General features: G+C 58.1%; 19 protein-coding genes. 3 read left to right on the top strand and 16 right to left on the bottom strand.

Going from position 1 to position 23,428, the window contains the following annotated elements:
• Window positions 1-49 precede the first annotated feature (49 nt).
• Entirely contained in the window at window positions 50-2,617 is a 2,568-nt protein-coding gene (gene mutS, locus RYA97_RS21800) for a DNA mismatch repair protein MutS (RefSeq protein ID WP_316893166.1), read from the top strand.
• Window positions 2,618-2,876: 259 nt separating this feature from the next.
• Entirely contained in the window at window positions 2,877-3,200 is a 324-nt protein-coding gene (gene fdxA, locus RYA97_RS21795) for a ferredoxin FdxA (protein WP_004657930.1), read from the top strand.
• Between the two features lie 516 nt (window positions 3,201-3,716).
• Here the strand turns inward: fdxA and rpoS are convergent.
• From rpoS to RYA97_RS21755, 8 genes are all read right to left on the bottom strand, one after another.
• Window positions 3,717-4,724 (bottom strand): RNA polymerase sigma factor RpoS, encoded by a 1,008-nt coding sequence (rpoS, locus tag RYA97_RS21790; protein WP_004657931.1) that lies wholly within the window; start codon window positions 4,722-4,724, stop codon window positions 3,717-3,719.
• A 103-nt stretch (window positions 4,725-4,827) separates the two neighbouring features.
• Window positions 4,828-5,694: a peptidoglycan DD-metalloendopeptidase family protein gene (locus tag RYA97_RS21785; RefSeq protein ID WP_002554701.1), complete on the bottom strand. Its 867-nt coding sequence runs from the start codon at window positions 5,692-5,694 to the stop codon at window positions 4,828-4,830.
• 208 nt (window positions 5,695-5,902) lie between these two features.
• A complete protein-coding gene (locus RYA97_RS21780; protein ID WP_002554702.1) occupies window positions 5,903-6,538 on the bottom strand; it encodes a protein-L-isoaspartate(D-aspartate) O-methyltransferase in 636 nt (211 codons plus the stop codon).
• Window positions 6,539-6,579: 41 nt separating this feature from the next.
• Window positions 6,580-7,329, bottom strand: a complete 750-nt coding sequence (gene surE / locus RYA97_RS21775) for a 5'/3'-nucleotidase SurE (protein ID WP_005743445.1) — start codon at window positions 7,327-7,329, stop codon at window positions 6,580-6,582.
• Complete coding sequence (truD, locus tag RYA97_RS21770) at window positions 7,317-8,375, bottom strand: tRNA pseudouridine(13) synthase TruD (protein ID WP_010201444.1); 1,059 nt, start codon at window positions 8,373-8,375, stop codon at window positions 7,317-7,319. Before truD ends, surE begins: the two co-directional genes overlap by 13 nt.
• Window positions 8,372-8,845 carry a 2-C-methyl-D-erythritol 2,4-cyclodiphosphate synthase gene (gene ispF / locus RYA97_RS21765; protein ID WP_002554705.1) on the bottom strand — a complete coding sequence of 158 codons (474 nt, stop codon included), beginning with the start codon at window positions 8,843-8,845 and terminating at the stop codon, window positions 8,372-8,374. Before ispF ends, truD begins: the two co-directional genes overlap by 4 nt.
• A gap of 52 nt (window positions 8,846-8,897) precedes the next feature.
• Window positions 8,898-9,743 (bottom strand): S-formylglutathione hydrolase, encoded by an 846-nt coding sequence (fghA, locus tag RYA97_RS21760; RefSeq protein ID WP_005733317.1) that lies wholly within the window; start codon window positions 9,741-9,743, stop codon window positions 8,898-8,900.
• A gap of 75 nt (window positions 9,744-9,818) precedes the next feature.
• Window positions 9,819-10,931 carry an S-(hydroxymethyl)glutathione dehydrogenase/class III alcohol dehydrogenase gene (locus RYA97_RS21755; protein ID WP_004666019.1) on the bottom strand — a complete coding sequence of 371 codons (1,113 nt, stop codon included), beginning with the start codon at window positions 10,929-10,931 and terminating at the stop codon, window positions 9,819-9,821.
• A 110-nt stretch (window positions 10,932-11,041) separates the two neighbouring features.
• Here RYA97_RS21755 and RYA97_RS21750 point away from each other — a divergent pair, with 110 nt between their 5' ends.
• Entirely contained in the window at window positions 11,042-11,932 is an 891-nt protein-coding gene (locus tag RYA97_RS21750) for a LysR family transcriptional regulator (RefSeq protein ID WP_183132721.1), read from the top strand.
• On the opposite strand, the gene ispD is transcribed toward RYA97_RS21750, so the two are convergent.
• The 8 genes from ispD to dnaE all read right to left on the bottom strand — a co-directional run bounded on the left by ispD (window position 11,933) and on the right by dnaE (window position 23,394).
• Window positions 11,933-12,643 carry a 2-C-methyl-D-erythritol 4-phosphate cytidylyltransferase gene (gene ispD, locus RYA97_RS21745; RefSeq protein WP_004657939.1) on the bottom strand — a complete coding sequence of 237 codons (711 nt, stop codon included), beginning with the start codon at window positions 12,641-12,643 and terminating at the stop codon, window positions 11,933-11,935.
• Window positions 12,644-12,656: 13 nt separating this feature from the next.
• Window positions 12,657-12,935: a cell division protein FtsB gene (gene ftsB, locus RYA97_RS21740; protein WP_002554710.1), complete on the bottom strand. Its 279-nt coding sequence runs from the start codon at window positions 12,933-12,935 to the stop codon at window positions 12,657-12,659.
• Between the two features lie 190 nt (window positions 12,936-13,125).
• Window positions 13,126-14,412 (bottom strand): phosphopyruvate hydratase, encoded by a 1,287-nt coding sequence (gene eno / locus RYA97_RS21735; RefSeq protein WP_004666020.1) that lies wholly within the window; start codon window positions 14,410-14,412, stop codon window positions 13,126-13,128.
• Window positions 14,413-14,551: 139 nt separating this feature from the next.
• Window positions 14,552-15,397 carry a 3-deoxy-8-phosphooctulonate synthase gene (kdsA, locus tag RYA97_RS21730; RefSeq protein ID WP_004666021.1) on the bottom strand — a complete coding sequence of 282 codons (846 nt, stop codon included), beginning with the start codon at window positions 15,395-15,397 and terminating at the stop codon, window positions 14,552-14,554.
• A 14-nt stretch (window positions 15,398-15,411) separates the two neighbouring features.
• Window positions 15,412-17,043, bottom strand: coding sequence for a CTP synthase (locus RYA97_RS21725; protein ID WP_002554712.1), 1,632 nt, complete (start codon window positions 17,041-17,043; stop codon window positions 15,412-15,414).
• 263 nt (window positions 17,044-17,306) lie between these two features.
• Window positions 17,307-18,644 (bottom strand): tRNA lysidine(34) synthetase TilS, encoded by a 1,338-nt coding sequence (gene tilS / locus RYA97_RS21720; RefSeq protein WP_316893060.1) that lies wholly within the window; start codon window positions 18,642-18,644, stop codon window positions 17,307-17,309.
• 152 nt (window positions 18,645-18,796) lie between these two features.
• Complete coding sequence (gene accA / locus RYA97_RS21715) at window positions 18,797-19,744, bottom strand: acetyl-CoA carboxylase carboxyl transferase subunit alpha (protein ID WP_002554714.1); 948 nt, start codon at window positions 19,742-19,744, stop codon at window positions 18,797-18,799.
• 128 nt (window positions 19,745-19,872) lie between these two features.
• Window positions 19,873-23,394: a DNA polymerase III subunit alpha gene (dnaE, locus tag RYA97_RS21710; RefSeq protein WP_004666023.1), complete on the bottom strand. Its 3,522-nt coding sequence runs from the start codon at window positions 23,392-23,394 to the stop codon at window positions 19,873-19,875.
• Between the last annotated feature and the right edge of the window lie 34 nt (window positions 23,395-23,428).

Here is a 23,428-nt window from a genome sequence, read left to right as displayed (position 1 = left end):
TTGCCTCACTCCTCTCAAGAACTTGCCTAAGCCACTGATGAATAAAGCAATTTCCGAACTGTCCTCACATACTCCGATGATGCAGCAGTACTGGAAACTCAAAAACCAGCACCTGGATCAACTGATGTTTTATCGCATGGGCGATTTCTACGAGATCTTCTACGAAGATGCGAAGAAAGCCGCCAAGTTGCTGGACATCACCCTGACCGCGCGCGGTCAGTCGGCAGGCCAGAGCGTCCCCATGTGCGGGATTCCTTATCACGCCGCCGAAGGCTATCTGGCCAAACTGGTTAAGCTGGGCGAATCGGTCGTGATCTGCGAGCAGATCGGCGACCCGGCCACCAGCAAGGGCCCGGTGGATCGTCAGGTGGTCCGCATCATTACGCCCGGAACCATCAGCGACGAGGCCTTGCTCGATGAGCGCAGGGATAACCTGATTGCCGCCGTACTGGGTGACGAACGCCTGTTCGGCCTCGCCGTGCTGGACATCACCAGCGGCAACTTCAGTGTGTTGGAGATCAAGGGTTGGGAGAACCTGCTGGCCGAGCTTGAACGCATCAACCCGGTCGAGCTGTTGATTCCGGACGACTGGCCGCAAGGTCTGCCTGCCGAAAAACGCCGTGGTGCGCGACGTCGTGCACCGTGGGATTTCGAGCGCGACTCAGCCCATAAAAGTCTGTGTCAGCAGTTTTCAACCCAGGACCTGAAGGGTTTTGGTTGCGAAAACCTGACACTCGCCATCGGTGCTGCGGGCTGCCTGCTCAGCTACGCCAAGGAAACCCAGCGTACCGCCCTGCCCCACTTGCGCAGCCTGCGCCACGAACGCCTCGACGATACGGTAATCCTCGACGCAGCCAGTCGGCGCAACCTTGAGCTGGACACCAACCTTTCCGGTGGCCGCGACAATACGCTGCAATCGGTCATGGACCGTTGCCAGACGGCGATGGGAACGCGGCTGCTGACCCGCTGGCTGAACCGGCCGTTGCGCGACCTGACGATTCTTCAGGCACGCCAGACGTCCATTACCTGCTTTCTGGAGCGCTACCGCTTCGAGAACCTGCAGCCGCAGCTCAAGGAAATCGGCGACATCGAGCGGATTCTGGCGCGTATCGGCCTGCGTAATGCGCGACCACGAGACCTTGCCCGTCTGCGCGATGCCCTGAGCGCTCTGCCCGAACTGCAACAGGCGATGACCGATCTTGAAGCACCGCACCTGCAACAACTTGCGCAGACCGCCAGCATCTATCCGGAACTCGCTGATCTGCTGCAGCGCGCGATCATCGACAATCCGCCTGCCGTGATACGCGACGGCGGTGTTCTGAAGACTGGTTACGACGCTGAGCTGGATGATCTGCAATCGCTGAGTGAAAACGCCGGTCAGTTCCTGATCGATCTGGAAGCCCGCGAAAAGGCCCGTACCGGTCTTGCCAACCTGAAAGTCGGTTACAACCGCGTGCACGGCTACTTCATCGAGTTGCCGAGCAAACAGGCCGAGCAGGCCCCGGCTGATTACATACGCCGCCAGACCCTCAAGGGGGCCGAGCGCTTTATCACGCCCGAGCTCAAGGAATTCGAAGACAAGGCGTTGTCGGCCAAAAGCCGCGCACTGGCACGTGAAAAGATGCTCTACGAAGCGCTGCTTGAAGACCTGATCGGCCATCTAGCGCCGCTGCAGGACACGGCAGCGGCGCTGGCTGAGCTGGACGTGCTGAGCAACCTTGCGGAGCGCGCGCTGAATCTGGACCTCAACTGCCCACGGTTCGTTGCCGAGCCCTGCATGCGTATCGAGCAGGGCCGTCACCCGGTCGTAGAACAGGTACTAAGCACTCCGTTTGTCGCCAACGACCTGGCGCTGGACGACAGCACGCGCATGCTGGTCATAACCGGCCCGAACATGGGCGGTAAATCGACCTATATGCGTCAGACGGCGCTGATCGTACTGCTGGCGCATATCGGCAGTTTCGTGCCCGCTGCCAGCTGCGAACTGTCGTTGGTCGACCGGATCTTCACCCGTATCGGCTCCAGCGACGACCTGGCCGGTGGACGCTCGACGTTCATGGTCGAAATGAGCGAAACGGCAAACATCCTGCACAATGCCACTGACAAAAGCCTGGTGCTGATGGACGAAGTCGGACGTGGCACCAGTACCTTCGACGGCCTTTCGCTGGCTTGGGCAGCGGCGGAATGTCTGGCGCAACTGCGTGCTTATACACTGTTCGCGACGCACTATTTCGAGCTGACAGTGCTGCCGGAAAGCGAACCGCTGGTGAGCAATGTGCACCTGAACGCCACTGAGCATAACGAGCGGATCGTGTTCCTGCACCGCGTACTGCCAGGGCCTGCGAGCCAGAGCTACGGTCTGGCCGTGGCACAGCTCGCCGGCGTTCCGGGTAAGGTCATCAGCCGCGCCAAGGAACACTTGCAGCGTCTGGAAACCACAAGCCTGCCGCACGAGCAGCCGCGCGCCAAACCCGGCAAGCCCGCAGTCCCGCAGCAGAGCGATATGTTCGCAAGTCTGCCGCACCCGGTGCTCGACGAGCTGTCGAAGGTCAAGGTCGACGATATGACCCCGCGGCAGGCGCTGGATTTGCTATACACATTGCAAACTCGCCTGTGACGCGAAGCGTTACATACTGTTAGAATCCCGCGCGGTTTGGGACGCTCTCGGCTTTTAGCCTGGTCGAGGCGTTTCTCGAGCCGCGTGAAAATGCAGCGAACCATCGGTAGGTGGCAGGGACAGGTAGCAGACGACGCAGTCTTACCGCTTCAAGGCCACCCACCAAAAGCACGTGTTTTCATAGGGCCGGGAAACCTCCCGAACCTGGCACCCCTGTCTGGAAGGGCTCTGCCGCAGCCGCCTGAGGAGAAAATTAGAAATGACCTTCGTCGTCACCGACAACTGCATCAAGTGCAAGTACACCGACTGCGTAGAAGTCTGTCCGGTGGACTGCTTTTACGAAGGCCCGAATTTCCTGGTGATCCACCCGGACGAGTGCATCGACTGCGCGCTCTGCGAGCCTGAGTGCCCTGCCGTGGCCATTTACTCGGAAGACGAGATTCCCGCTGGCATGGAAAACTTCATCGAGCTCAACGCTGAGCTTGCCGAAGTCTGGCCCAATATCACCGAAAAGAAAGACGCTATGCCGGATGCGGCAGAGTGGGACGGCAAACCCGGCAAGATCGCTGATCTGGAACGCTAGATTCCATACAGACAAAAGGCCCTCTAGAGGGCCTTTTTTGTTGGACAGTCCGGTTTTCTGCAGACAAAAAAAGGGGCGGTATGACCCGCCCACATTTTATCCCTGATCCCTGTATTCCCTGGTCATCATCCTGATGAATCGCATCCCGCGATGTCCTTGACCGTCGTCCTTGATGGCCTGTGCCTGTCCGTTGGCACAGCTTCGATATTAGAGATTTACCCCGGCAGAGCAACACCTCAAACGCTCCAGGATATTTCCATGGCAATCGCTTTCGAAAATATAATTTCCATTTAAAACAAGGTGTTAAATCCTAAAACGCAGCTGTTTGGCGACAAGCCTCACTCTTGTTATCTGAATGACTTACAGTAACCGTACGCAATGACTTACAGGCTTTGAAAGCTGAAAGGCCGAGCAGACGCATTGACCTACGACATTCAAATGACGAAAGACATATAAAAAGGCCGATATACACAGTCTGTGTTATATCGGCCCTGGATTGACGTTACGAAGAGATGGTTACTGGAAGAGAGACTCGCTGGACAGCCCGTTCTTTTCAAGGATCTCACGCAGGCGCTTGAGCCCTTCAACCTGGATCTGCCTGACCCGCTCACGCGTCAGACCGATCTCAAGCCCTACATCTTCAAGTGTGCTGCTTTCATGCCCGCGCAAGCCAAAGCGGCGGATGACAACCTCGCGCTGCTTCTCGGTCAACTCAGACAACCATTGATCGATGCTCTGGGACAGGTCATCGTCCTGCAGTAACTCACAGGGGTCGGTCGGACGATCGTCGGTCAAGGTGTCGAGCAGGGTCTTGTCCGAATCAGGCCCCAGCGAGACGTCCACCGAAGAGACACGCTCGTTGAGGCCGAGCATGCGCTTGACTTCACCTACCGGTTTTTCCAGCAGATTGGCAATTTCTTCGGGAGAAGGTTCGTGATCCAGCTTCTGGGTGAGCTCTCGGGCCGCGCGTAGATAAACGTTCAGCTCCTTGACGACGTGAATCGGCAGCCGGATGGTCCGGGTCTGATTCATGATCGCGCGTTCGATGGTCTGACGAATCCACCAGGTGGCGTAGGTAGAAAAACGAAAGCCTCGTTCAGGGTCGAATTTTTCAACCGCCCGAATCAACCCCAGGTTGCCCTCCTCGATCAGGTCAAGCAATGACAGCCCACGATTGACATAGCGTCTGGCAATTTTCACTACCAGACGCAGATTGCTTTCAATCATGCGCTTGCGCCCGGCCGGGTCTCCACTTTGCGACAGACGCGCAAAATGAACTTCTTCTTCCGGGGACAGCAGAGGAGAAAAACCGATTTCATTGAGGTACAGCTGGGTAGCATCAAGCGCCCGCGTGTAGTCAATGTACTTGTGTTGTTTGAGCGATGTTGAATGCTTGACCTTGGTGCGTCCGGAGGCAGCGGGTGGCTGCTTCTCGTTTGACGCTTCCTTCAGGACAATGCCGGCTTCCATAAGGAGCACTTCATCATCGATGTCAAACTCCGGCGCTTCGTTGCCAAGAGCCATTGTTTTAGTCCTTTGGTGAGTTCGACCTCAAGCTCCAGTATCGCCTGATTCCATGGCAACACTTGAGCCTGTTCCTAATACGCCCGGAACAGGCTGGCAACTATCAACGACGTGGCAAAAATCCCAATGGATCTACAGGTTTCCCTTGGCGGCGAATCTCAAAATGAAGTTTCACCCGGTCAGTTCCTGTTGACCCCATCTCGGCAATCGTTTGCCCTGCCTTGACCTGTTGACCTTCCCGTACCAAAAGCCTGCGATTATGACCGTAGGCACTGACGTAGGTATCGCTGTGTTTGATGATGATCAATTCGCCGTAGCCCCGTAATCCACTTCCGGCGTAAACAACTGAACCATCAGACGCTGCCAAAACAGGCTGTCCCAAATCACCAGCGATATCAATTCCTTTATTCAAACTGCCGTTTGAGGAAAATTTTCCTATCAAAATGCCACTTGAAGGCCAGGTCCAACCCGTCGGAGACTTGCCCGCTGGGCCTGTACCGGTGGTCGCAGAAGGAGGTATTACCACAGGTACAACCGCAACAGGCTTGGAAATAACCGTAGTTTTGACGGACCCGGAACTGCTGGTGCTGGTTGATGTAGAGGTCACCGGACGTCCTGCGCCAGAAGTCGACGCTACGTCCTGCGTTGAAGAGGAGCGCCCGTCAAAGCGAATTGTCTGACCTGGCTTGATGGTAAACGGCTCGGGGATCTGATTACGGGCAGCCAGCGCTTTCCAGTCCCAGCCGTAACGGAATGCAATAGAAAAAAGCGTGTCGCCGCGCCTGACCACGTATTGGCCGGTGGTTACCGTCGGGCGCTGGGCAACGGCATTACCGTTACGATCAACGACACGAACACCGCCTGAAGGCGTGCTGGAGCAGCCGACCAAAAGGACACTGAGAGCAATGCCAATCACCAGACGCTGATAACTTCTTGAAGACCTGAGCTGCTGAATGACTGTGAGACTCACCCGCCACTCCCTTTACTGGTGACTGAATTCAAAAAAGATGCCTATTGTGCCGTAATAGCGACGGGCAGCCAGTGATTAACCGTTGAAAAAACGTTGTTATGTATCAATCAGCTACATGGAATGATGCCATCAGGCCATTCAACATTCCGGGCCGCGCGCTGTAGACCAATGACTGAAGCCAGAATTCACTGTTTACCGCAGACAATCTTCACGCGATTGGCCCGTTGAGCAGTGGCACGAAGCGCACAGCCCCCAGTACGTGCCGGGAAAAACCGTTTTCTTCACGGATGATCAGCATCAATTGCTGAACCTCTCCCGAACCCACCGGTATGACCAGCCGACCTCCAGGTGCCAGTTGATCAAGCAGCGCCTGCGGTACGTCGGTTGCCACTGCCGTGACGATGATGCCGTTATAAGGTGCCAGAGCAGGCCAGCCTTCCCAGCCGTCGCCCCAGCGGAAAACCACATTACGCAGATTGAGCTCGACCAGACGCTCCTTGGCGCGGTCCTGAAGGACTTTGATACGCTCGACCGAAAATACACGCTCCACCAGCTGCGCCAGCACCGCGGTTTGGTAGCCCGACCCTGTACCGATCTCCATGACCTTGTCCAGCGGACCTGCTGCCAATAGCAGCTCGCTCATCCGCGCGACCATGTAAGGCTGGGAAATCGTCTGGTTGTGGCCGATGGGCAGCGCTGTGTCTTCATAAGCGCGATGCGCCAGCGCTTCATCGACAAACAGATGCCGGGGCGTCTTGCGAATGACGTCCAGCACCCGCTGGTTGGAAATACCCTCTTCGCAGAGGCGCTGGATCAGACGTTCACGGGTGCGCTGCGAGGTCATCCCGATCCCGCGACGCAATAGATCATCCTGCTCGCGCGACATCAACGAAGACCCTCCAGCCAGGTATTCAGGCTGCTGAATCCGTCCTGATAAGTTCGATCCAGCTGCAACGGCGTAATCGATACATAACCCTGTATGACCGCATGGAAGTCGGTGCCAGCACCGCCGTCCTCGACATCGCCGGCAGCGGCAATCCAGTAGCCGGCACGACCACGCGGGTCGACAACCTTTACCGGCGCCGCAGCACGGGCACGGTGCCCCAGTCGGGTCAGTTGAATGCCGCGGATATGCTCAAGCGGCAGGTTCGGAATATTCACGTTCAGTACCGTGCGGGGTGGCAGGTCGAGTTGCTCATGGGCCTCAACCAGCAAACGCGCATAATGCGCCGCCGTCGCCAGATTATCCGGCTGACGTGACAAAAACGAAAAGGCAAACGACGGACGCTGCAGAAAACGCCCTTCGAGCGCTGCAGCGACCGTTCCGGAATACAGTACATCGTCGCCCAGATTGGCACCCAGGTTGATACCTGAAACCACCATGTCCGGTTGATGCTCCAATAACCCATGAATCCCCAGATGCACGCAGTCGGTCGGCGTACCATTGAGACTGATGAAGCCGTTGGCCAGTGCATGTGGGTGTAAGGGCCGGTCGAGTGTCAGGGAACTGCTGGCACCGCTTTTGTCCTGATCAGGGGCGATCACCACGCACTCGGCATAGTCCGCCAGCGCCGCATGGAGCGCGACAAGACCGGGCGCGTTCACCCCGTCATCATTTGATATCAGAATACGCATGGGCTGTCCGTCTGCCCAACCGGCACCAGATCAATGAGTTCGCGCACTAAAACGGTGGCGAAGCATCCGGGCGGAAGGACGAATTCCAGTTGCAGAATGTCAGACTCGGGATAATGCCACGTCAGCCGCCCAATGGGCAGTCGCAGGATGCGTCGTTCGTGCTCCATGCCCGCTCTGACCAGCCAGTCACGCAACGCAGACTCATCATTGGCGATGGCATTTTCCAGTTCTGCCGTCGCGCCTCCGGCTGGCGAAGGGCCTTCACCCCACTGCGGCCCGGTAGGGTGCAGATCGAGAATCGCCAGCCGAGGATCGCTGCACTCATCAACACCCGCCGGAAAAAAGCTGCGGCTGTCGGTGAAAGCGAGCAAATCCCCTACCTGAGCCTTTTCCCAGCTGCCATCGGCAACGCGGGCTGCCAGAACCCGATTGAACAGGTAGCTGCGCGCCGTTGATAACAGTCGCGAACGCACCGCACGTTGCTCAGGCAGCGCTTTGCGGGCAGCGTAATCGCGTGCCTCGCCAAGATTTCCGCCCTGATAACCGAAACGCTGCGTACCAAAGTAGTTGGGGATGCCCTGCCGGGCAATTATTTCAAGGCGCTGGTTCAAAGCGTCCGTATCAGCGTCCAGTTGCGTCAGCCGCAGCGTAAAGCCATTCGCTGCGTGAGCACCGCGTTGTAGCTTGCGCTTGTGTCGAGTGCTTTTGAGAATTTGCAGCGTATCGTCCTGCGCGGCCGACAGATCAGGATCGGCCTTGCCCGGCAGTTGAATGCTGAACCACTGGCGGGTCAGTGCCTGGCGGTCCTTGAGACCGGCATAGCTGACCGTACGCAACTGCACCCCCGCGGCCCGGGCCAGCCGACGTGCCGCCTCTTCGGTATTCAGGCCGCGTTTTTCGACCCACAGCCATAAATGCTCGCCATCGCCTGAAAGCGGAATGTCCAGCACCTCGTCGACCTGAAAGTCTTCGGCAGTCGCCTTGAGGGCTGCACGACCCAGTGCATCGCCGTAGGCCCTGGGGCCAAGCAGTTCAAGTTCATTCATGCGCGCAGCAACAACGCAACGGCATGCACCGCGATGCCTTCTTCACGTCCGGTAAAGCCGAGTTTTTCTGTCGTTGTCGCTTTCACGTTCACCTGGTCCAGCTCAACCTGTAGATCTTCAGCGATCAAGGCACGCATGGCATCGATATGCGGTGCCATTTTCGGTGCCTGGGCAACAATGGTGGCGTCGACATTACCGACTTTCCAGCCTTTGCCGTGGATCTGCTTGAGGACATGACGCAGCAGCACGCGGCTGTCGGCACCTTTGAACTGCGGATCGGTGTCAGGAAAGTGCTTGCCGATATCACCCAGTGCCGCGGCCCCCAGGAGCGCATCGCTCAGGGCATGCAGCAGGACATCGCCATCGGAATGGGCCAGCAGGCCGAACCCGTGTGCAATCCGCACGCCGCCCAAGGTAATGAAGTCGCCTTCAGCGAAACGGTGCACATCATAGCCATGGCCAATACGCATAAAAAACGCCCTGAAAAAAGTCAGGGCGTGATTCTACCTGCTTTGGCGCTCGTTAGCTGTTCAAGGCTTCAGCGTGATGCCTTAGATGGTCTTCGATGAAGCTGGCGATGAAGAAATAGCTGTGGTCATAACCTGGCTGCATCCGCAAGGTCAGCGGATAGTTCGCAGCCTTGGCGGCCTGAACCAGAACTTCAGGCTTGAGCTGATTGACCAGAAAGTCATCACGATCACCCTGATCCACCAGCGTCGGCAGTTTTTCCGACGCTTGCCCAATCAACACACTGGCATCCCACTCGCGCCAACGCGAACGGTCTTCACCCAGATAACGGGAGAACGCCTTTTGCCCCCACGGGCAGTCAATCGGATTGCTGATCGGCGAGAACGCCGATACCGACCTGTAGCGACCGGGATTGCGCAGTGCGCAGACCAGCGCCCCATGCCCGCCCATCGAGTGCCCGCTGATACTGCGCGCCTCTGACGCCGGGAAGTGCTCTTCGATAAGGGCTGGCAGCTCCCTGACGACGTAATCATGCATCTGGTAATGCCGCGCATATGGCTGTTCGGTGGCATTGAGATAGAAGCCCGCCCCTTGACCGAAGTCCCAGGCACCTTCAGGGTCGTCTGCTACGTCGGCACCGCGCGGGCTGGTGTCAGGTGCCACGATAATAATGCCCAGCTCGGCCGCAAGCCGGTGAGCTGCGGCTTTCTGCATGAAGTTCTCGTCGGTGCAGGTCAGACCGGACAACCAGTACAGCACCGGGAGCTTGCTGCCCTGCTCTGCCTGGGGCGGCAGATAGACCGCAAACACCATGTCACAACCCAGTACTTGAGAGTGGTGTTTGTAACGCTTGTGCCAGCCGCCGAAGCTTTTCTGGCAGGAAATATTTTCCAAAGGCATGTCGCTTCCTCCAGTTGCAAGCGGCAAGCTACAAGCATGTAACAAATCTTCGTGCTTGCCGCTTGCCGCTGCTCCTCAAAAATGAATGACGGTGCGGATGCTTTTGCCTTCATGCATCAGGTCGAACGCCTTGTTGATGTCTTCCAGGCCCATGGTATGGGTGATGAACGTGTCCAGTGGGATTTCACCGGTCTGCGCCATGTCGACATAGCTTGGCAGTTCGGTGCGGCCACGCACGCCACCAAATGCCGAACCGCGCCATACGCGTCCTGTCACCAGCTGGAACGGACGGGTAGAGATTTCCTGACCGGCACCGGCCACGCCGATGATGACCGACTCGCCCCAGCCCTTGTGGCAGGATTCCAGTGCTGCACGCATCAGTTGCACATTACCGATGCACTCAAACGAGAAGTCGACGCCGCCATCGGTCATGTCAACAATGACTTCCTGAATAGGACGGTCGAAATCTTTCGGATTGACGCAGTCAGTCGCGCCCAACTGTTTGGCGATCTCGAACTTGGCCGGGTTGATATCGATGGCGATGATTCGAGACGCTTTGGCTTTGACCGCGCCGATCAACGCTGAGAGACCGATACCGCCCAGACCGAAGATCGCTACTGTATCGCCAGGCTTGACCTTGGCAGTGTTGAGCACCGCACCGATACCGGTGGTGACACCACAACCCAGCAGGCAGACTTTTTCCAGCGGTGCCTGCTTGTCGATTTTGGCCACCGAGATTTCCGGCAGTACGGTGTATTCGGAGAAGGTCGAAGTGCCCATGTAGTGGAAAATCGGCTCGCCCTTGTAGGAAAAACGCGTGGTGCCATCCGGCATCAGGCCTTTACCCTGCGTGGCACGAATCGCCTGACACAGGTTGGTCTTGCCCGAACGGCAGAATTTGCACTGGCGGCATTCCGGGGTGTACAGCGGAATAACGTGATCACCGACCGCGACAGAGGTGACACCTTCGCCAATGGCTTCGACAATCGCACCGCCTTCATGACCGAGAATCGACGGGAAAATCCCCTCGGGATCGGCACCTGAAAGTGTGTAGGCATCGGTATGGCAGACGCCGGAGGCCACTACTCTGAGCAGCACTTCTCCCGCCTTGGGCATGGCGACATCGACTTCAACGATCTCCAATGGCTTTTTGGCTTCAAAAGCGACAGCAGCGCGCGACTTGATCATCAAACTTCTCCGACGGGTAAAAACAAGGTATGCAGTGTAGTACAGTGCCAATTGGCGAGTAATACGGCCAAAAGCAAAACATTAATGCTGTACAGGGATAATCCATGCACATCAATCGCTGGGAAGGTCTGGACGAATTCGTTGCGGTCGCTGAATGCGGCCAGTTCACAGCGGCTGCACAAAGGCTTGGGGTTTCCTCGTCACATATCAGCCGTCAGATCGTGCGCCTTGAAGAACGACTGCAAACCCGTTTGCTTTATCGCAGCACGCGCAAGGTCGCGCTGACCGAGGCTGGTCAAACTTTTTTGCATCACTGCCAACGTTTGCAGGACGGCCGCGAAGAAGCACTGCGCGCTGTAGGCGATCTGGCCAGCGAGCCGAAAGGGTTGCTGCGCATGACCTGCGCTGTGGCTTATGGCGAGCGCTTCATCACGCCCCTGGTGACACGCTTCATGGACCTGTATCCGCACTTGCGGGTCGACATCGAGCTGAGCAATGAGACGCTCGATCTGGTGCATGAAGGGATGGATCTGGCGATTCGCCTTGGCCGGCTACAGGATTCGCGCATGGTTGCAACTCGCCTCGCGCCACGGCAAATGTATCTGTGTGCTTCGCCTTCCTACATTGAACGCTATGGACGACCTCACAGCCTGTCGGAGCTGAATCGCCACAACTGTCTGGTCGGGGGCAGCGATACCTGGCAGCTTCAGCAGAATGGCCGCGAGTTCTCTCAGAGAGTGCAAGGCAACTGGCGCTGCAACAGCGGCCAGGCGGTGCTGGATGCCGCGTTGCATGGGGTCGGCCTGTGTCAGTTGCCGGACTATTACGTGCAGAAACACCTCAACGATGGAACGCTGGTTTCATTGCTGGAAGCCCATCAACCGCCCAATACTGCCGTCTGGGCGCTTTATCCTCAGCAAAGGCACCTGTCGCCCAAGGTGCGCAAGCTGGTGGACTATCTTAAAGAAGGCTTGGCGATGCGCGATGAGTACCGCCAGTAGTCAGCGACCGAACTCAGTGCGGCGTTGACGCAACCATTCAAGATCCTCGGGGCGAGTGACCTTGATGTTATCGGACCGCCCTTCGACCAGTCGCGGCGACTGCCCTGCCCACTCGATCGCCGATGCTTCATCGGTGATGCTCACATTCGACACCAGACTGTCCGCCAAGGCGCGATGCAGGGCCCCAAGACGAAACATCTGCGGCGTGAATGCTTGCCAGATCAGGCTCCGGTCCACGGTTTCAAGCACGCGACCACTGCTGTCGGCACGTTTGAGGGTATCCCGGGCCGGTACGGCCAGCAGGCCGCCAACCGGGTCGTCAGCCAGCTCGCCGAGCAGATTATCCAGATCACTACGCGCCAGATTAGGGCGCGCAGCGTCATGCACAAGCACCCAGTCATTGTCGCTCGCGCCCTGAGCATGCAGATGCAGAAGCGCATTGAGCACCGAGCCTGAACGCTCGCTGCCGCCATCCACTCGCTGAATGCGGGCATCTTTAGCGCAGGGCAATGCAGCCCAGTAAGGGTCGTCCACAGCCAGACTGATCACCAGGCCCTTGAGCCGAGGGTGATCGAGAAAGCAAAGCAGGCTGTGTTCAAGAATTGTCAGGCCGCCCAGTTGCAAATATTGCTTGGGACGGTCAGCTGCCATGCGAGCACCAATGCCCGCTGCAGGTATCACTGCCCAGAAGGCAGGAAGAAAGTCTTTCATGGCACCAACTTGATTATTGCGCGAGCTGGTAAAGGGTTTCGCCGTCCTTGACCATGCCGAGTTCATGTCGGGCACGTTCTTCGACGGTTTCCAGACCCTTTTTCAACTCCATGACCTCGGCATCAAGCACGCGGTTGCGCTCCAGCAGCACCTCATTCTCAGCGTGCTGGTCGGCAATCTGCTGAGTCAGGCTGGCCACTTGCGCAAGGCTTCCGTTACCGACCCAAAGGCGGTACTGCAAGCCAGCCAGCAACAGGAGCAGGACGAGGAACAACCAGTTAGGACTGCGCATTGAAATATCAGGTACCCAGTAAAAAAGACAGCAGAGCCAACGTGAACAACAAACGACTGAGGGCATTGAGCCTGACATAAGCCAGGCTCAATCACTCCAGATTACCGCGGAGCGTCAGCATCAGAGCTGCACAGGCAAGTCAGGTGACTCGAGTCTGTGCAGCACTCTGCGTCTTTTTACCATCTATGGCTCAACCGCGAAACTCGGCACGACCACGATACGCGGCCTTGGAGCCCAATTGCTCCTCGATGCGCAGCAGTTGGTTGTACTTGGAAACGCGGTCGGAGCGGCACAGCGAACCGGTTTTGATCTGACCGGCAGACGTGCCCACAGCCAGGTCGGCAATGGTCGAGTCTTCGGTTTCGCCGGAACGGTGAGAGATGATCGCAGTGTAACCGGCAGCCTTGGCCATCTGAATGGCTTCCAGCGTTTCGGTCAGGGAGCCGATCTGGTTGAACTTGATCAGAATCGAGTTGGCGATCTTCTTGTCGATGCCTTCTTTCAGGATCTTGGTGTTGGTTACGAACAGGTCGTCACCGACCAGTTGGACTTTCTCGCCGATCTTGTCGGTGAGAACTTTCCAGCCATCCCAGTCGGACTCGTCCAGACCGTCTTCAATGGAAATGATCGGGTGCTTGCGCGTCAGCTCGGCAAGGTATTCGGCAAACTCGGCGGAGCTGTACTCGCCCTCTTCGCTGAGTTTGTACTTGCCGTTCTTGTAGAACTCGCTCGCCGCGCAGTCCAGCGCCAGGGTCACGTCGGTGCCCAGCGTGTAACCCGCATTGGCGACGGCTTCGGCAATAGCGTCGAGCGCTTCCTTGTTGGACGCCAGGTTAGGCGCGAAACCGCCTTCGTCGCCAACCGCGGTGTTCAGGCCACGCGCCTTGAGCACTGCCTTGAGGTGATGGAAAATCTCGGTTCCCCAGCGCAGGCCTTCAGCGAAGGTTTTGGCGCCGACAGGCTGGATCATGAATTCCTGGATGTCGATGTTGTTATCAGCATGCTCGCCACCGTTGATGATGTTCATCATCGGCACCGGCATGGAGTACACGCCCGGTGTGCCATTGAGGTTGGCGATGTGCGCGTACAACGGCAGATCCTGATCCTGAGCCGCCGCCTTGGCAGCTGCCAGGGAGACCGCAAGAATTGCGTTTGCACCCAGGCTTGCCTTGTTCTCGGTGCCGTCCAGCTTGATCATCGCGTGATCCAGAGCCTTCTGGTCAACCGGGTCCTTGCCCAGAAGCAGGTCACGGATAGGGCCGTTGATGTTGGCTACAGCCTTCAGAACGCCCTTGCCCATGTAACGGCTCTTGTCGCCATCACGCAGCTCCAGCGCTTCGCGCGAGCCGGTTGAAGCACCAGACGGCGCGCAGGCGCTGCCAACGATGCCGTTATCGAGGACCACATCTGCTTCTACAGTGGGATTGCCACGGGAGTCGAGAACTTCACGACCTTTGATGTCGACGATTTTTGCCATTGTTGTAAACACTCCAAGATTGACGAAAACGACGCAGCTGGGAAAACAATGCTCGCAGTCAGACGCAAAAAAAGGCAGGTCTGAATGCGACAACCCCGTCACGAATGACGGGGAACGGCACTTTACCGGAGAACCCTGTTCAAGCGGTCTCTACGATCGGAAAACTTTTGACAAGTTCATCCAGTGACTTGAGCTGGGCCAGGAACGGCTCCAGCTTGTCCAGACGCAGGGCACACGGGCCGTCGCATTTGGCGTTGTCAGGGTCCGGATGCGCTTCAAGGAACAGGCCGGCCAGATTCTGGCTGATGCCTGCCTTGGCCAGATCCAGGACCTGAGCGCGGCGGCCACCGGCAGAATCGGAGCGACCACCCGGCATTTGCAGGGCGTGTGTCACATCGAACAGGATCGGGTATTCGAACTGCTTCATGACGCCGAAGCCGAGCATGTCCACCACCAGATTGTTGTAACCGAAGCTGGAACCCCGCTCGCAGAGAATCAACTGATCATTACCCGCCTCTTCGCACTTGGTCAGGATGTGTTTCATTTCCTGAGGTGCGAGAAACTGGGCTTTCTTGATGTTGATGACTGCGCCGGTCTTCGCCATCGCAACGACCAGATCTGTCTGACGCGACAGGAAGGCTGGCAACTGGATGATGTCGCACACTTCGGCAACCACGGCCGCCTGATGAGGCTCGTGCACGTCGGTGATCAACGGCACGTTGAAGGTGCGCTTGATCTCTTCGAAAATGCGCATGCCCTCTTCAAGGCCCGGCCCGCGGTAGGAATTCACCGAAGAGCGGTTGGCCTTGTCGAAGCTGGCCTTGAACACATAAGGGATACCGAGCTTTTCGGTCACCCTTACGTACTCTTCACAGACCTGCATGGCCATATCCCGGGATTCGAGTACGTTCATGCCGCCGAACAGCACCATTGGCTTATCGTTGGCGATCTCGATCGAACCTACGCGAATTGTTTTCTGAGCCATGTGTGAAGTCCTTGTCAGGAGTTTTTCTGATGTTGAGCCAGTGCCGCCTTGACGAAACCGCTGAACAGCGGATGACCGTCACGGGGCGTGGAAGTGAATTCCGGGTGGAACTGGCAAGCGACGAACCATGGATGATCCGGTGCTTCGACCACTTCAACCAGCGCACCGTCGCCGGAGCGACCGGAGATCTTCAGGCCAGCCTCGATCAGTTGTGGCAGCAGATTGTTGTTCACTTCATAGCGATGACGATGACGCTCGACAATTACGTCCTTGCGGTAGCAGTCGTGTACCAGCGAACCGGCTTCAAGCTGGCAATCCTGCGCCCCAAGACGCATGGTGCCGCCCAGATCGGAACTTTCGGTACGGGTTTCGACTGCACCAGTGGCATCTTCCCACTCAGTGATGAGACCCACCACGGCGTGCGCGCTGGTACGGTTGAACTCGGTGGAGTTGGCGTCTTTCCAGCCCAGCACGTTACGTGCGAACTCGATGACCGCCACTTGCATGCCCAGGCAGATGCCCAGATACGGAACCTTGTTTTCCCGTGCAAACTGGACGGCAGTGATCTTGCCCTCGACCCCACGCAGGCCAAAGCCGCCTGGAACCAGAATCGCATCCACGCCTTCAAGCAGGCCGGTGCCCTGGTTTTCGATGTCTTCGGAATCGATATAACGCAGGTTCACCTTGGTACGGTTGGTGATGCCGGCGTGGCTCATGGCTTCGATCAACGACTTGTAGGCGTCGAGCAGTTCCATGTATTTGCCGACCATCGCGATGGTGACTTCGTGCTCGGGGTTGAGCTTGGCGTCGACGACCTTGTCCCACTCGGACAGATCGGCACCCTCACATTGCAGGCCGAAGCGCTCGACCACAAAATCGTCCAGGCCTTGCGAATGCAGGATGCCCGGGATCTTGTAAATGGTGTCCGCGTCTTCAAGGGCGATAACCGCACGCTCTTCAACGTTGGTGAACTGAGCGATCTTGCGACGCGACGACACGTCGATCGGGTGGTCGGAGCGGCAGACCAGCACATCAGGCTGCAGACCGATGGAGCGTAATTCCTTCACCGAATGCTGAGTCGGCTTGGTCTTGGTCTCGCCGGCAGTAGCGATGTACGGCACCAGCGTCAGGTGCATCAGCATCGCGCGGCGTGCGCCCACTTCGAAACGCAACTGGCGGATGGCCTCGAGGAACGGCTGCGACTCGATGTCACCCACCGTGCCGCCGATTTCGACCAGCGCCACATCGGCATCGCCTGCACCCTTGATGATGCGGCGCTTGATTTCGTCGGTGATATGCGGAATGACCTGAATGGTCGCCCCCAGATAATCACCACGGCGCTCTTTGCGCAGGACGTGTTCGTACACACGGCCGGTGGTGAAGTTGTTGTTCTGGGTCATGGTGGTGCGGATGAACCGCTCGTAGTGACCAAGGTCCAGGTCGGTCTCGGCGCCGTCGTGAGTAACGAACACCTCACCGTGCTGGAACGGGCTCATGGTGCCTGGGTCCACGTTGATATAGGGATCCAGTTTGAGCATGGTGACCTTGAGTCCCCGCGCCTCCAGGATGGCCGCCAATGAAGCCGAGGCAATGCCTTTCCCCAATGAAGAAACAACACCGCCCGTGACGAAGATGTAGCGCGTCATGAAAAACCCTAGAAGTCTGCGTTAAAGCGGTCAGAGCCGCCGGGGATAGCGAAGGAAGGCCGAAGCCCCCGATTACCGACAAAATTCACGGTGCACTCCCGAAACTGCTGCGTTGAAACCGACCGGCCGAAGCCAGTGTGGTGTGCGCTACATTTTAAGAATTACCCAGCAAACACTGGTTGGTAACCGGCAACTTGCGTTGTTTCAAAAGAACCAACAGAAGTTGTATCAAGAAGGGAGCGTAGTCTACCTGAAAGGGCCTTTCAGCTCAAACTTTGGTCGCTGGTCGGTACAACCCAGTGCAAACGCCAGCTTTCATTGGGCGAACCGTCCAGTCCAGGCAGGTTGGCGACGGCCAGCAAGTCATTATCGCAGTAGAGCAGCGGCAATCTGCCGCGCAGAAAAACCGGTACAGCCTGTTCGTTGAGCAACCGTTTCAGATCACGACTGCCGCGTCCGCCGAGGTGCATCACCTCACCTCCCCGCCGGTAGCGGATTTGCAGAGCGCCACACGGCACATCACCTTCAAGGCTTACCCAGCCATTGCCCGGCAAGTGCAACGGTGTGCGGCAGTCGGGCCAGTCTGTTACCGGGTGACGGACATGCTCCCAGTCAGCGGGCACCCACCAGATGCAGCCCTGCGCCCTGTGCAGCTCGCCATCGGCAAGCCGCCACAGCGGACGGGCATCCTGCGCTGCGTCGCGCAATGCCTCCCAGCCAGCCCAGTGATCGGTATCCGGCAGACGCGTCAGCGGCGCAAGCCAGTGGCGCAGTGCATTGCGCTGCCTTGCTGCGGACAGCACGGCAAGCGGGCCAATGCTCAGCACCGGCAAACCAAGCCAGGCAAATGGTGTCGTGACCTGGGCACCGGCCAGATCCTGCACCGCAAGCTCGTCCAGCAATTGCTGTGCTTCGCCGAGGTGGCACGCCGTGCGCGCCAGACTGATCGATGCCTGAGGCCATCTTGAGGTCAGCAATGGCAGCACGTCACTGCGCAAGAAGTTGCGCGAGAACCGGGAGTCGTCGTTGCTCGGGTCTTCGACCCAATGCAGACCGTGCTGATGTGCGTAGCCTTCAAGTTCGACACGAGACACTGCCAACAGTGGTCGCACCAAATGCCCACGCCCCAGAATTCGCTGATCGGGCATGGCAGCCAGACCGCGTACACCAGCGCCGCGCAGCAGACGGAACAGCAGGGTCTCGGCCTGATCGTCACGGTGCTGGCCGGTGAGCAACACATCCCCCTCAGCCAGCCTGTCAGTGAACGCGGTGTAACGCGCCTGCCGGGCAGCCTGCTCGATGCTCGCACCAGGATCGACGTTTACCCGAACCAGCTCAAATGCCACACCCAGCGCCTGACAAACCCGCCGACAATGTTCAGGCCACGCATTGGCTGCGGCCTGCAGGCCGTGATGAACATGAATGGCGTGTAAGACAGGCAGGCTTTCGCACTTGGCGAGCTTAGCCAGAAGATGCAACAGCACCGTGGAATCGAGGCCACCGGAAAAGCCGATATGCCAGGTTGGCGCGTTGCGCCAGGGAGCCAAAGCCTGAAGGAGCCTGGCAGGAAGGTCATGACCGCTGTGTGTGAAGGTGGTCATTGGTGTTTCTCACCGAACTTCGCTTATTCACGCACTGAACGGTTCAATGCTCAAGCCAGCCCTTTCGCGAACAAACGAAGTGTCGCGCGGTTCGCTCCCACGCCTTTCGGGCAGAAGCCCGCAAGACGTGGGAACGATCGTGGCGACGCAGCTTACAGACCGTAGCTCATCAAGCGGTCATAACGGCGGGCCAGCAGCTCATCGTTATCGAACTCCTTGAGCATCGCCAGCTGACTGCTCAACTCTTCGCGAATCAAGGCGGCGGCGGCGACCGGATCACGATGCGCGCCACCCAGTGGTTCGGCGATGACCTTGTCGACGATACCCAAGCCTTTCAGGCGGTCAGCGGTGATACCCATGGCTTCGGCAGCATCCGGTGCCTTCTCGGCGGTTTTCCACAGAATCGACGCGCAGCCTTCCGGAGAGATTACCGCGTAGGTCGAATACTGCAGCATGTTCAACTGGTCGCATACGCCAATCGCCAGCGCACCACCGGAACCACCTTCACCGATAACAGTAGCGATGATCGGGGTCTTGAGACGGGCCATCACACGCAGGTTCCAGGCAATTGCCTCGCTCTGGTTGCGCTCTTCCGCATCGATACCAGGATAAGCGCCCGGCGTATCGATAAAGGTCAGGATCGGCATCTTGAAGCGTTCGGCCATCTCCATCAGACGGCAAGCCTTGCGATAGCCCTCGGGGCGCGGCATGCCGAAGTTGCGACGAACCTTCTCGCGCACCTCACGACCTTTCTGGTGACCGATAACCATGACCGGCTGGCCGTCGAGACGGGCAATACCGCCGACGATTGCTGCGTCATCGGAGAAATGACGATCACCGTGCAGCTCATCGAACTCGGTAAAGATATTTTCGATGTAGTCCAGCGTGTAGGGACGACGCGGATGGCGTGCCATGCGCGCGATCTGCCAGCTGGTCAGGTTGCCGAAGATGCTTTCGGTGAGCGTCTTGCTCTTGTCTTGCAGCCGGGAGATCTCGTCGCCGATGTTCAGCGAGTTGTCGTTACCCACCAAGCGCAGTTCTTCGATTTTGGCCTGCAAGTCAGCGATAGGCTGTTCGAAATCAAGAAAATTCGGGTTCATAGGCATCCGTCTTGGGTCGACGGCCAAGAGGCCGGCCGGTTGATCCGTCTGCGCCTTTCCTGTTCGGAACAGGCGCGGTCAGGTCGAAATTAAAATTCAGGGTTGAGCGCAAGTCGAGCCTGCGACGTTCAACGATACTGGAGAAAGACGTTCTCACGTCCGAACTGGTCACGCAGAGCTTGAATCAAGCTGTCAGCGGGATCAATGCGCCATGCTTCTCCCAATTGCAGCAATGCACGGGCGTCCTGCCCCGTGTAGTCCACCGTGATCGGGCAGGCACCGCGATGGCGCTTGCACAGATCACCCAGCCAGCGCAGCCGGTCGCCCTTGAGTGCTTCGGCGCGTACCGTCACTCGCAGGCTCTCGGCCAGATTGGTGCGCGCATCTTCGATACTCATGACCCGCTTGGCGCGCAACCGCAGCCCCCCGGAGAAGTCATCATTACTGACTTCGCCTTCGACCACCACCATAGCATCGGTCTGCAACAGTGATTGAGCCGAATGAAACGCTTCGGCAAACAGGGATGCTTCAATGCGTGCAGAGCGGTCGTCCAGGGTAATGAACCCCATCTTGTCGCCCTTCTTGTTCTTCATCACGCGCAAGGCAATGATCAGGCCGGCCACCGTCTGGGTGTCTCTGGCGGGCTTTAGATCGATGATCCGCTGACGAGCGAAGCGACGAATCTCGCCTTCATACTCATCGATCGGGTGCCCGGTCAGGTACAGCCCCAGGGTTTCCTTTTCACCGCGCAGACGGTCTTTGAGGCTCAGCTCGCGAGTCTTGCGATGATTGGCGTAAACATCGGCGTCCGCTTCAACGAACAGGCCGCCAAACAGGTCCGCGTGACCACTGTCGTGACTGCGCGCGGTCTGCTCTGCCGCCTGAATGGCTTCTTCCAGCGCGGCAAGCAGCACCGAGCGGTTACGGTCAATGTTGGCCTGATAGGCCTTGGGCTCCAGTTCGAAGTACGGCCCGAGACGATCCAGCGCACCGCTGCGAATCAGGCCATCAAGCGTTCGCTTGTTGACCCGCTTGAGGTCGACGCGGGCGCAGAAATCGAACAGATCCTTGAACGGCCCGTTCTGACGCGCATCGGTAATCGCCTCGACCGGGCCCTCGCCCACCCCCTTGATAGCGCCAAGCCCGTAAAGAATGCGGCCATCATCGCTTACCGTGAATTTGAACTCCGATGTGTTCACGTCCGGCGCGTCGAGGCGCAGCTTCATCGTGCGCACTTCTTCGATCAAGGTCACGACCTTGTCGGTGTTGTGCATATCCGCCGACAACACGGCAGCCATGAACGGTGCCGGGTAGTGAGTCTTCAGCCAGGCGGTCTGATATGACACAAGTCCGTAGGCAGCCGAGTGGGATTTGTTGAAGCCGTAACCGGCGAATTTTTCCACCAGGTCGAAGATGTTACCGGCCAGGTCCGGGTCGATGTTATTGGTCTTGCAACCCTCGATGAAACCACCGCGCTGCTTGGCCATTTCCTCGGGCTTTTTCTTGCCCATTGCGCGACGCAGCATGTCCGCACCGCCGAGGGTGTAACCGGCCATGACCTGGGCGATCTGCATCACCTGTTCCTGATACAGAATGATGCCGTAGGTCGGTGCCAGTACCGGCTTCAGTCCTTCGTACTGATAATCGACGTGCGGGTAGGACAGCTCGGCGCGACCGTGCTTACGGTTGATGAAGTCGTCAACCATGCCCGATTGCAGCGGGCCGGGGCGGAACAGCGCCACCAGTGCGATCAAGTCTTCCAGACAGTCGGGCTTGAGCTTTTTGATCAGCTCTTTCATGCCGCGCGACTCTAGCTGGAACACAGCCGTGGTTTCGGCGCGCTGCAGCAGCTGATAGGTCGGCATGTCATCGAGCGGGATGAACGCGATGTCCAGCGGCTCTTCGTTGACCTTGGCGCGGTCGCGGTTGATGGTCTTGAGCGCCCAGTCGATGATGGTCAGGGTGCGCAGACCGAGGAAGTCGAACTTCACCAGCCCCGCCGCCTCGACATCGTCCTTGTCGAACTGGGTTACCAGGCCGTCACCGGCCTCGTCGCAATAGATCGGCGAAAAGTCGGTCAGCTTGGTCGGGGCAATCACCACACCACCGGCGTGCTTACCGACGTTACGCACAATGCCTTCGAGCTTGAGCGCCATCTCCCAGATTTCCGCAGCTTCCTCATCCACCTTGAGGAAATCGCGAAGAATCTCTTCCTGCTCGTAGGCTTTTTCGAGGGTCATGCCGACTTCGAACGGGATCATCTTCGACAGACGATCCGCCAGCCCGTAAGACTTGCCCTGCACCCGCGCCACGTCACGCACCACCGCCTTGGCCGCCATGGAACCGAAGGTGATGATCTGGCTCACCGCGTTGCGACCGTACTTCTCGGCCACATATTCGATCACCCGATCACGGCCGTCCATGCAGAAGTCGACGTCGAAGTCGGGCATGGAAACCCGTTCCGGGTTCAAAAAGCGTTCGAACAGCAGGTCGTATTCCAGCGGGTCGAGGTCGGTGATCTTCTGTACGTAGGCGACCAGCGAACCGGCACCCGAACCACGACCCGGCCCCACCGGTACGCCATTGCTCTTGGCCCACTGGATGAAGTCCATAACGATCAGGAAGTAGCCAGGAAAGCCCATCTGGATGATGATATCCAGCTCGAAATTCAGCCGGTCGACATACACCTGACGCTTGGCTTCGTAATCTTCAGTGGTGTCCTTGGGCAACAGGACGGCAAGACGCTCTTCGAGACCATCGAACGAGACCTTGCGGAAATACTCATCGATGGTCATGCCATCAGGAATCGGGAAGTTGGGCAGGAAGTGCGTGCCCAGCTTGACGTCGATGTTGCAGCGCTTGGCGATCTCGACGGTGTTTTCCAGCGCCTCAGGCAAATCGCTGAACAGCTCGGCCATTTCTTCCGGGCTTTTCAGGTATTGCTGATCGCTGTAGTTGTGCGAGCGACGCGGGTCGTCCAGCGCACGGCCTTCACCGATGCATACGCGGGTTTCGTGGGCTTCGAAATCAGTCTGCTTGATGAAACGCACATCGTTGGTCGCAACCAGCGGCGCGCCATGGCGTTCGGCCAAGGCAACAGCGGCATGCAAATGCTCTTCGTCATTGTTGCGATTGGTGCGCTGTACTTCGATATAGAAACGCTCGGGAAATACCGCCATCCATTCGCGCAGCAGTTCGTCCGCCTCGCCGGGGTTGCCGCCGAGCAACGCCATGCCGATCTCGCCTTCCTTTGCAGCGGAAAGCGCAATTACGCCTTCACTGGCCTGCGCGACCCACTGGCGCTGGATGACGATCTGGCCGTTGCGCTGGCCTTCGATAAAACCACGGGAAATCAGTTCGGTCAGGTTGCGGTAGCCCTGGGCATTCATGGCCAACAGGCTGATGCGACTGAGCGCAGCGTCTTCATCCCTGCCCGCCAGCCACAAGTCGACGCCACAGATCGGCTTGATGCCCGAGCCTTGCGCGGCCTTGTAGAACTTGACCAGCGAACACATGTTGTTCTGGTCGGTCACCGCCACGGCAGGCATGTTCATGCCGGTCAGCGCCTTGATCAACGGTTTGACCCGGACCAGACCGTCAACCAGCGAGTATTCGGTGTGCAGGCGTAGATGAACGAAAGAAGCCGGCATGGTGATCCTATAAAACGCGAAAATACAAAAAACG

This window comes from Pseudomonas syringae group sp. 26L6, assembly GCF_032587815.1.
Lineage (GTDB): Bacteria > Pseudomonadota > Gammaproteobacteria > Pseudomonadales > Pseudomonadaceae > Aquipseudomonas > Aquipseudomonas amygdali.
Note: the sequence above shows the minus strand (reverse complement) of the source record. Positions and strands in the feature narration are given on the sequence as shown.

Coding starts and splice junctions, on each gene's coding strand:
- fdxA (WP_004657930.1), top strand. CDS start 2,877: ATGACCTTCGTCGTCACCGACAACTGCATCAAGTGCAAGTACACCGAC.
- rpoS (WP_004657931.1), bottom strand. CDS start 4,724: ATGGCTCTTGGCAACGAAGCGCCGGAGTTTGACATCGATGATGAAGTG.
- RYA97_RS21780 (WP_002554702.1), bottom strand. CDS start 6,538: ATGACCTCGCAGCGCACCCGTGAACGTCTGATCCAGCGCCTCTGCGAA.
- surE (WP_005743445.1), bottom strand. CDS start 7,329: ATGCGTATTCTGATATCAAATGATGACGGGGTGAACGCGCCCGGTCTT.
- truD (WP_010201444.1), bottom strand. CDS start 8,375: ATGAATGAACTTGAACTGCTTGGCCCCAGGGCCTACGGCGATGCACTG.
- ispF (WP_002554705.1), bottom strand. CDS start 8,845: ATGCGTATTGGCCATGGCTATGATGTGCACCGTTTCGCTGAAGGCGAC.
- fghA (WP_005733317.1), bottom strand. CDS start 9,743: ATGCCTTTGGAAAATATTTCCTGCCAGAAAAGCTTCGGCGGCTGGCAC.
- RYA97_RS21755 (WP_004666019.1), bottom strand. CDS start 10,931: ATGATCAAGTCGCGCGCTGCTGTCGCTTTTGAAGCCAAAAAGCCATTG.
- ispD (WP_004657939.1), bottom strand. CDS start 12,643: ATGAAAGACTTTCTTCCTGCCTTCTGGGCAGTGATACCTGCAGCGGGC.
- ftsB (WP_002554710.1), bottom strand. CDS start 12,935: ATGCGCAGTCCTAACTGGTTGTTCCTCGTCCTGCTCCTGTTGCTGGCT.
- eno (WP_004666020.1), bottom strand. CDS start 14,412: ATGGCAAAAATCGTCGACATCAAAGGTCGTGAAGTTCTCGACTCCCGT.
- kdsA (WP_004666021.1), bottom strand. CDS start 15,397: ATGGCTCAGAAAACAATTCGCGTAGGTTCGATCGAGATCGCCAACGAT.
- RYA97_RS21725 (WP_002554712.1), bottom strand. CDS start 17,043: ATGACGCGCTACATCTTCGTCACGGGCGGTGTTGTTTCTTCATTGGGG.
- tilS (WP_316893060.1), bottom strand. CDS start 18,644: ATGACCACCTTCACACACAGCGGTCATGACCTTCCTGCCAGGCTCCTT.
- accA (WP_002554714.1), bottom strand. CDS start 19,744: ATGAACCCGAATTTTCTTGATTTCGAACAGCCTATCGCTGACTTGCAG.
- dnaE (WP_004666023.1), bottom strand. CDS start 23,394: ATGCCGGCTTCTTTCGTTCATCTACGCCTGCACACCGAATACTCGCTG.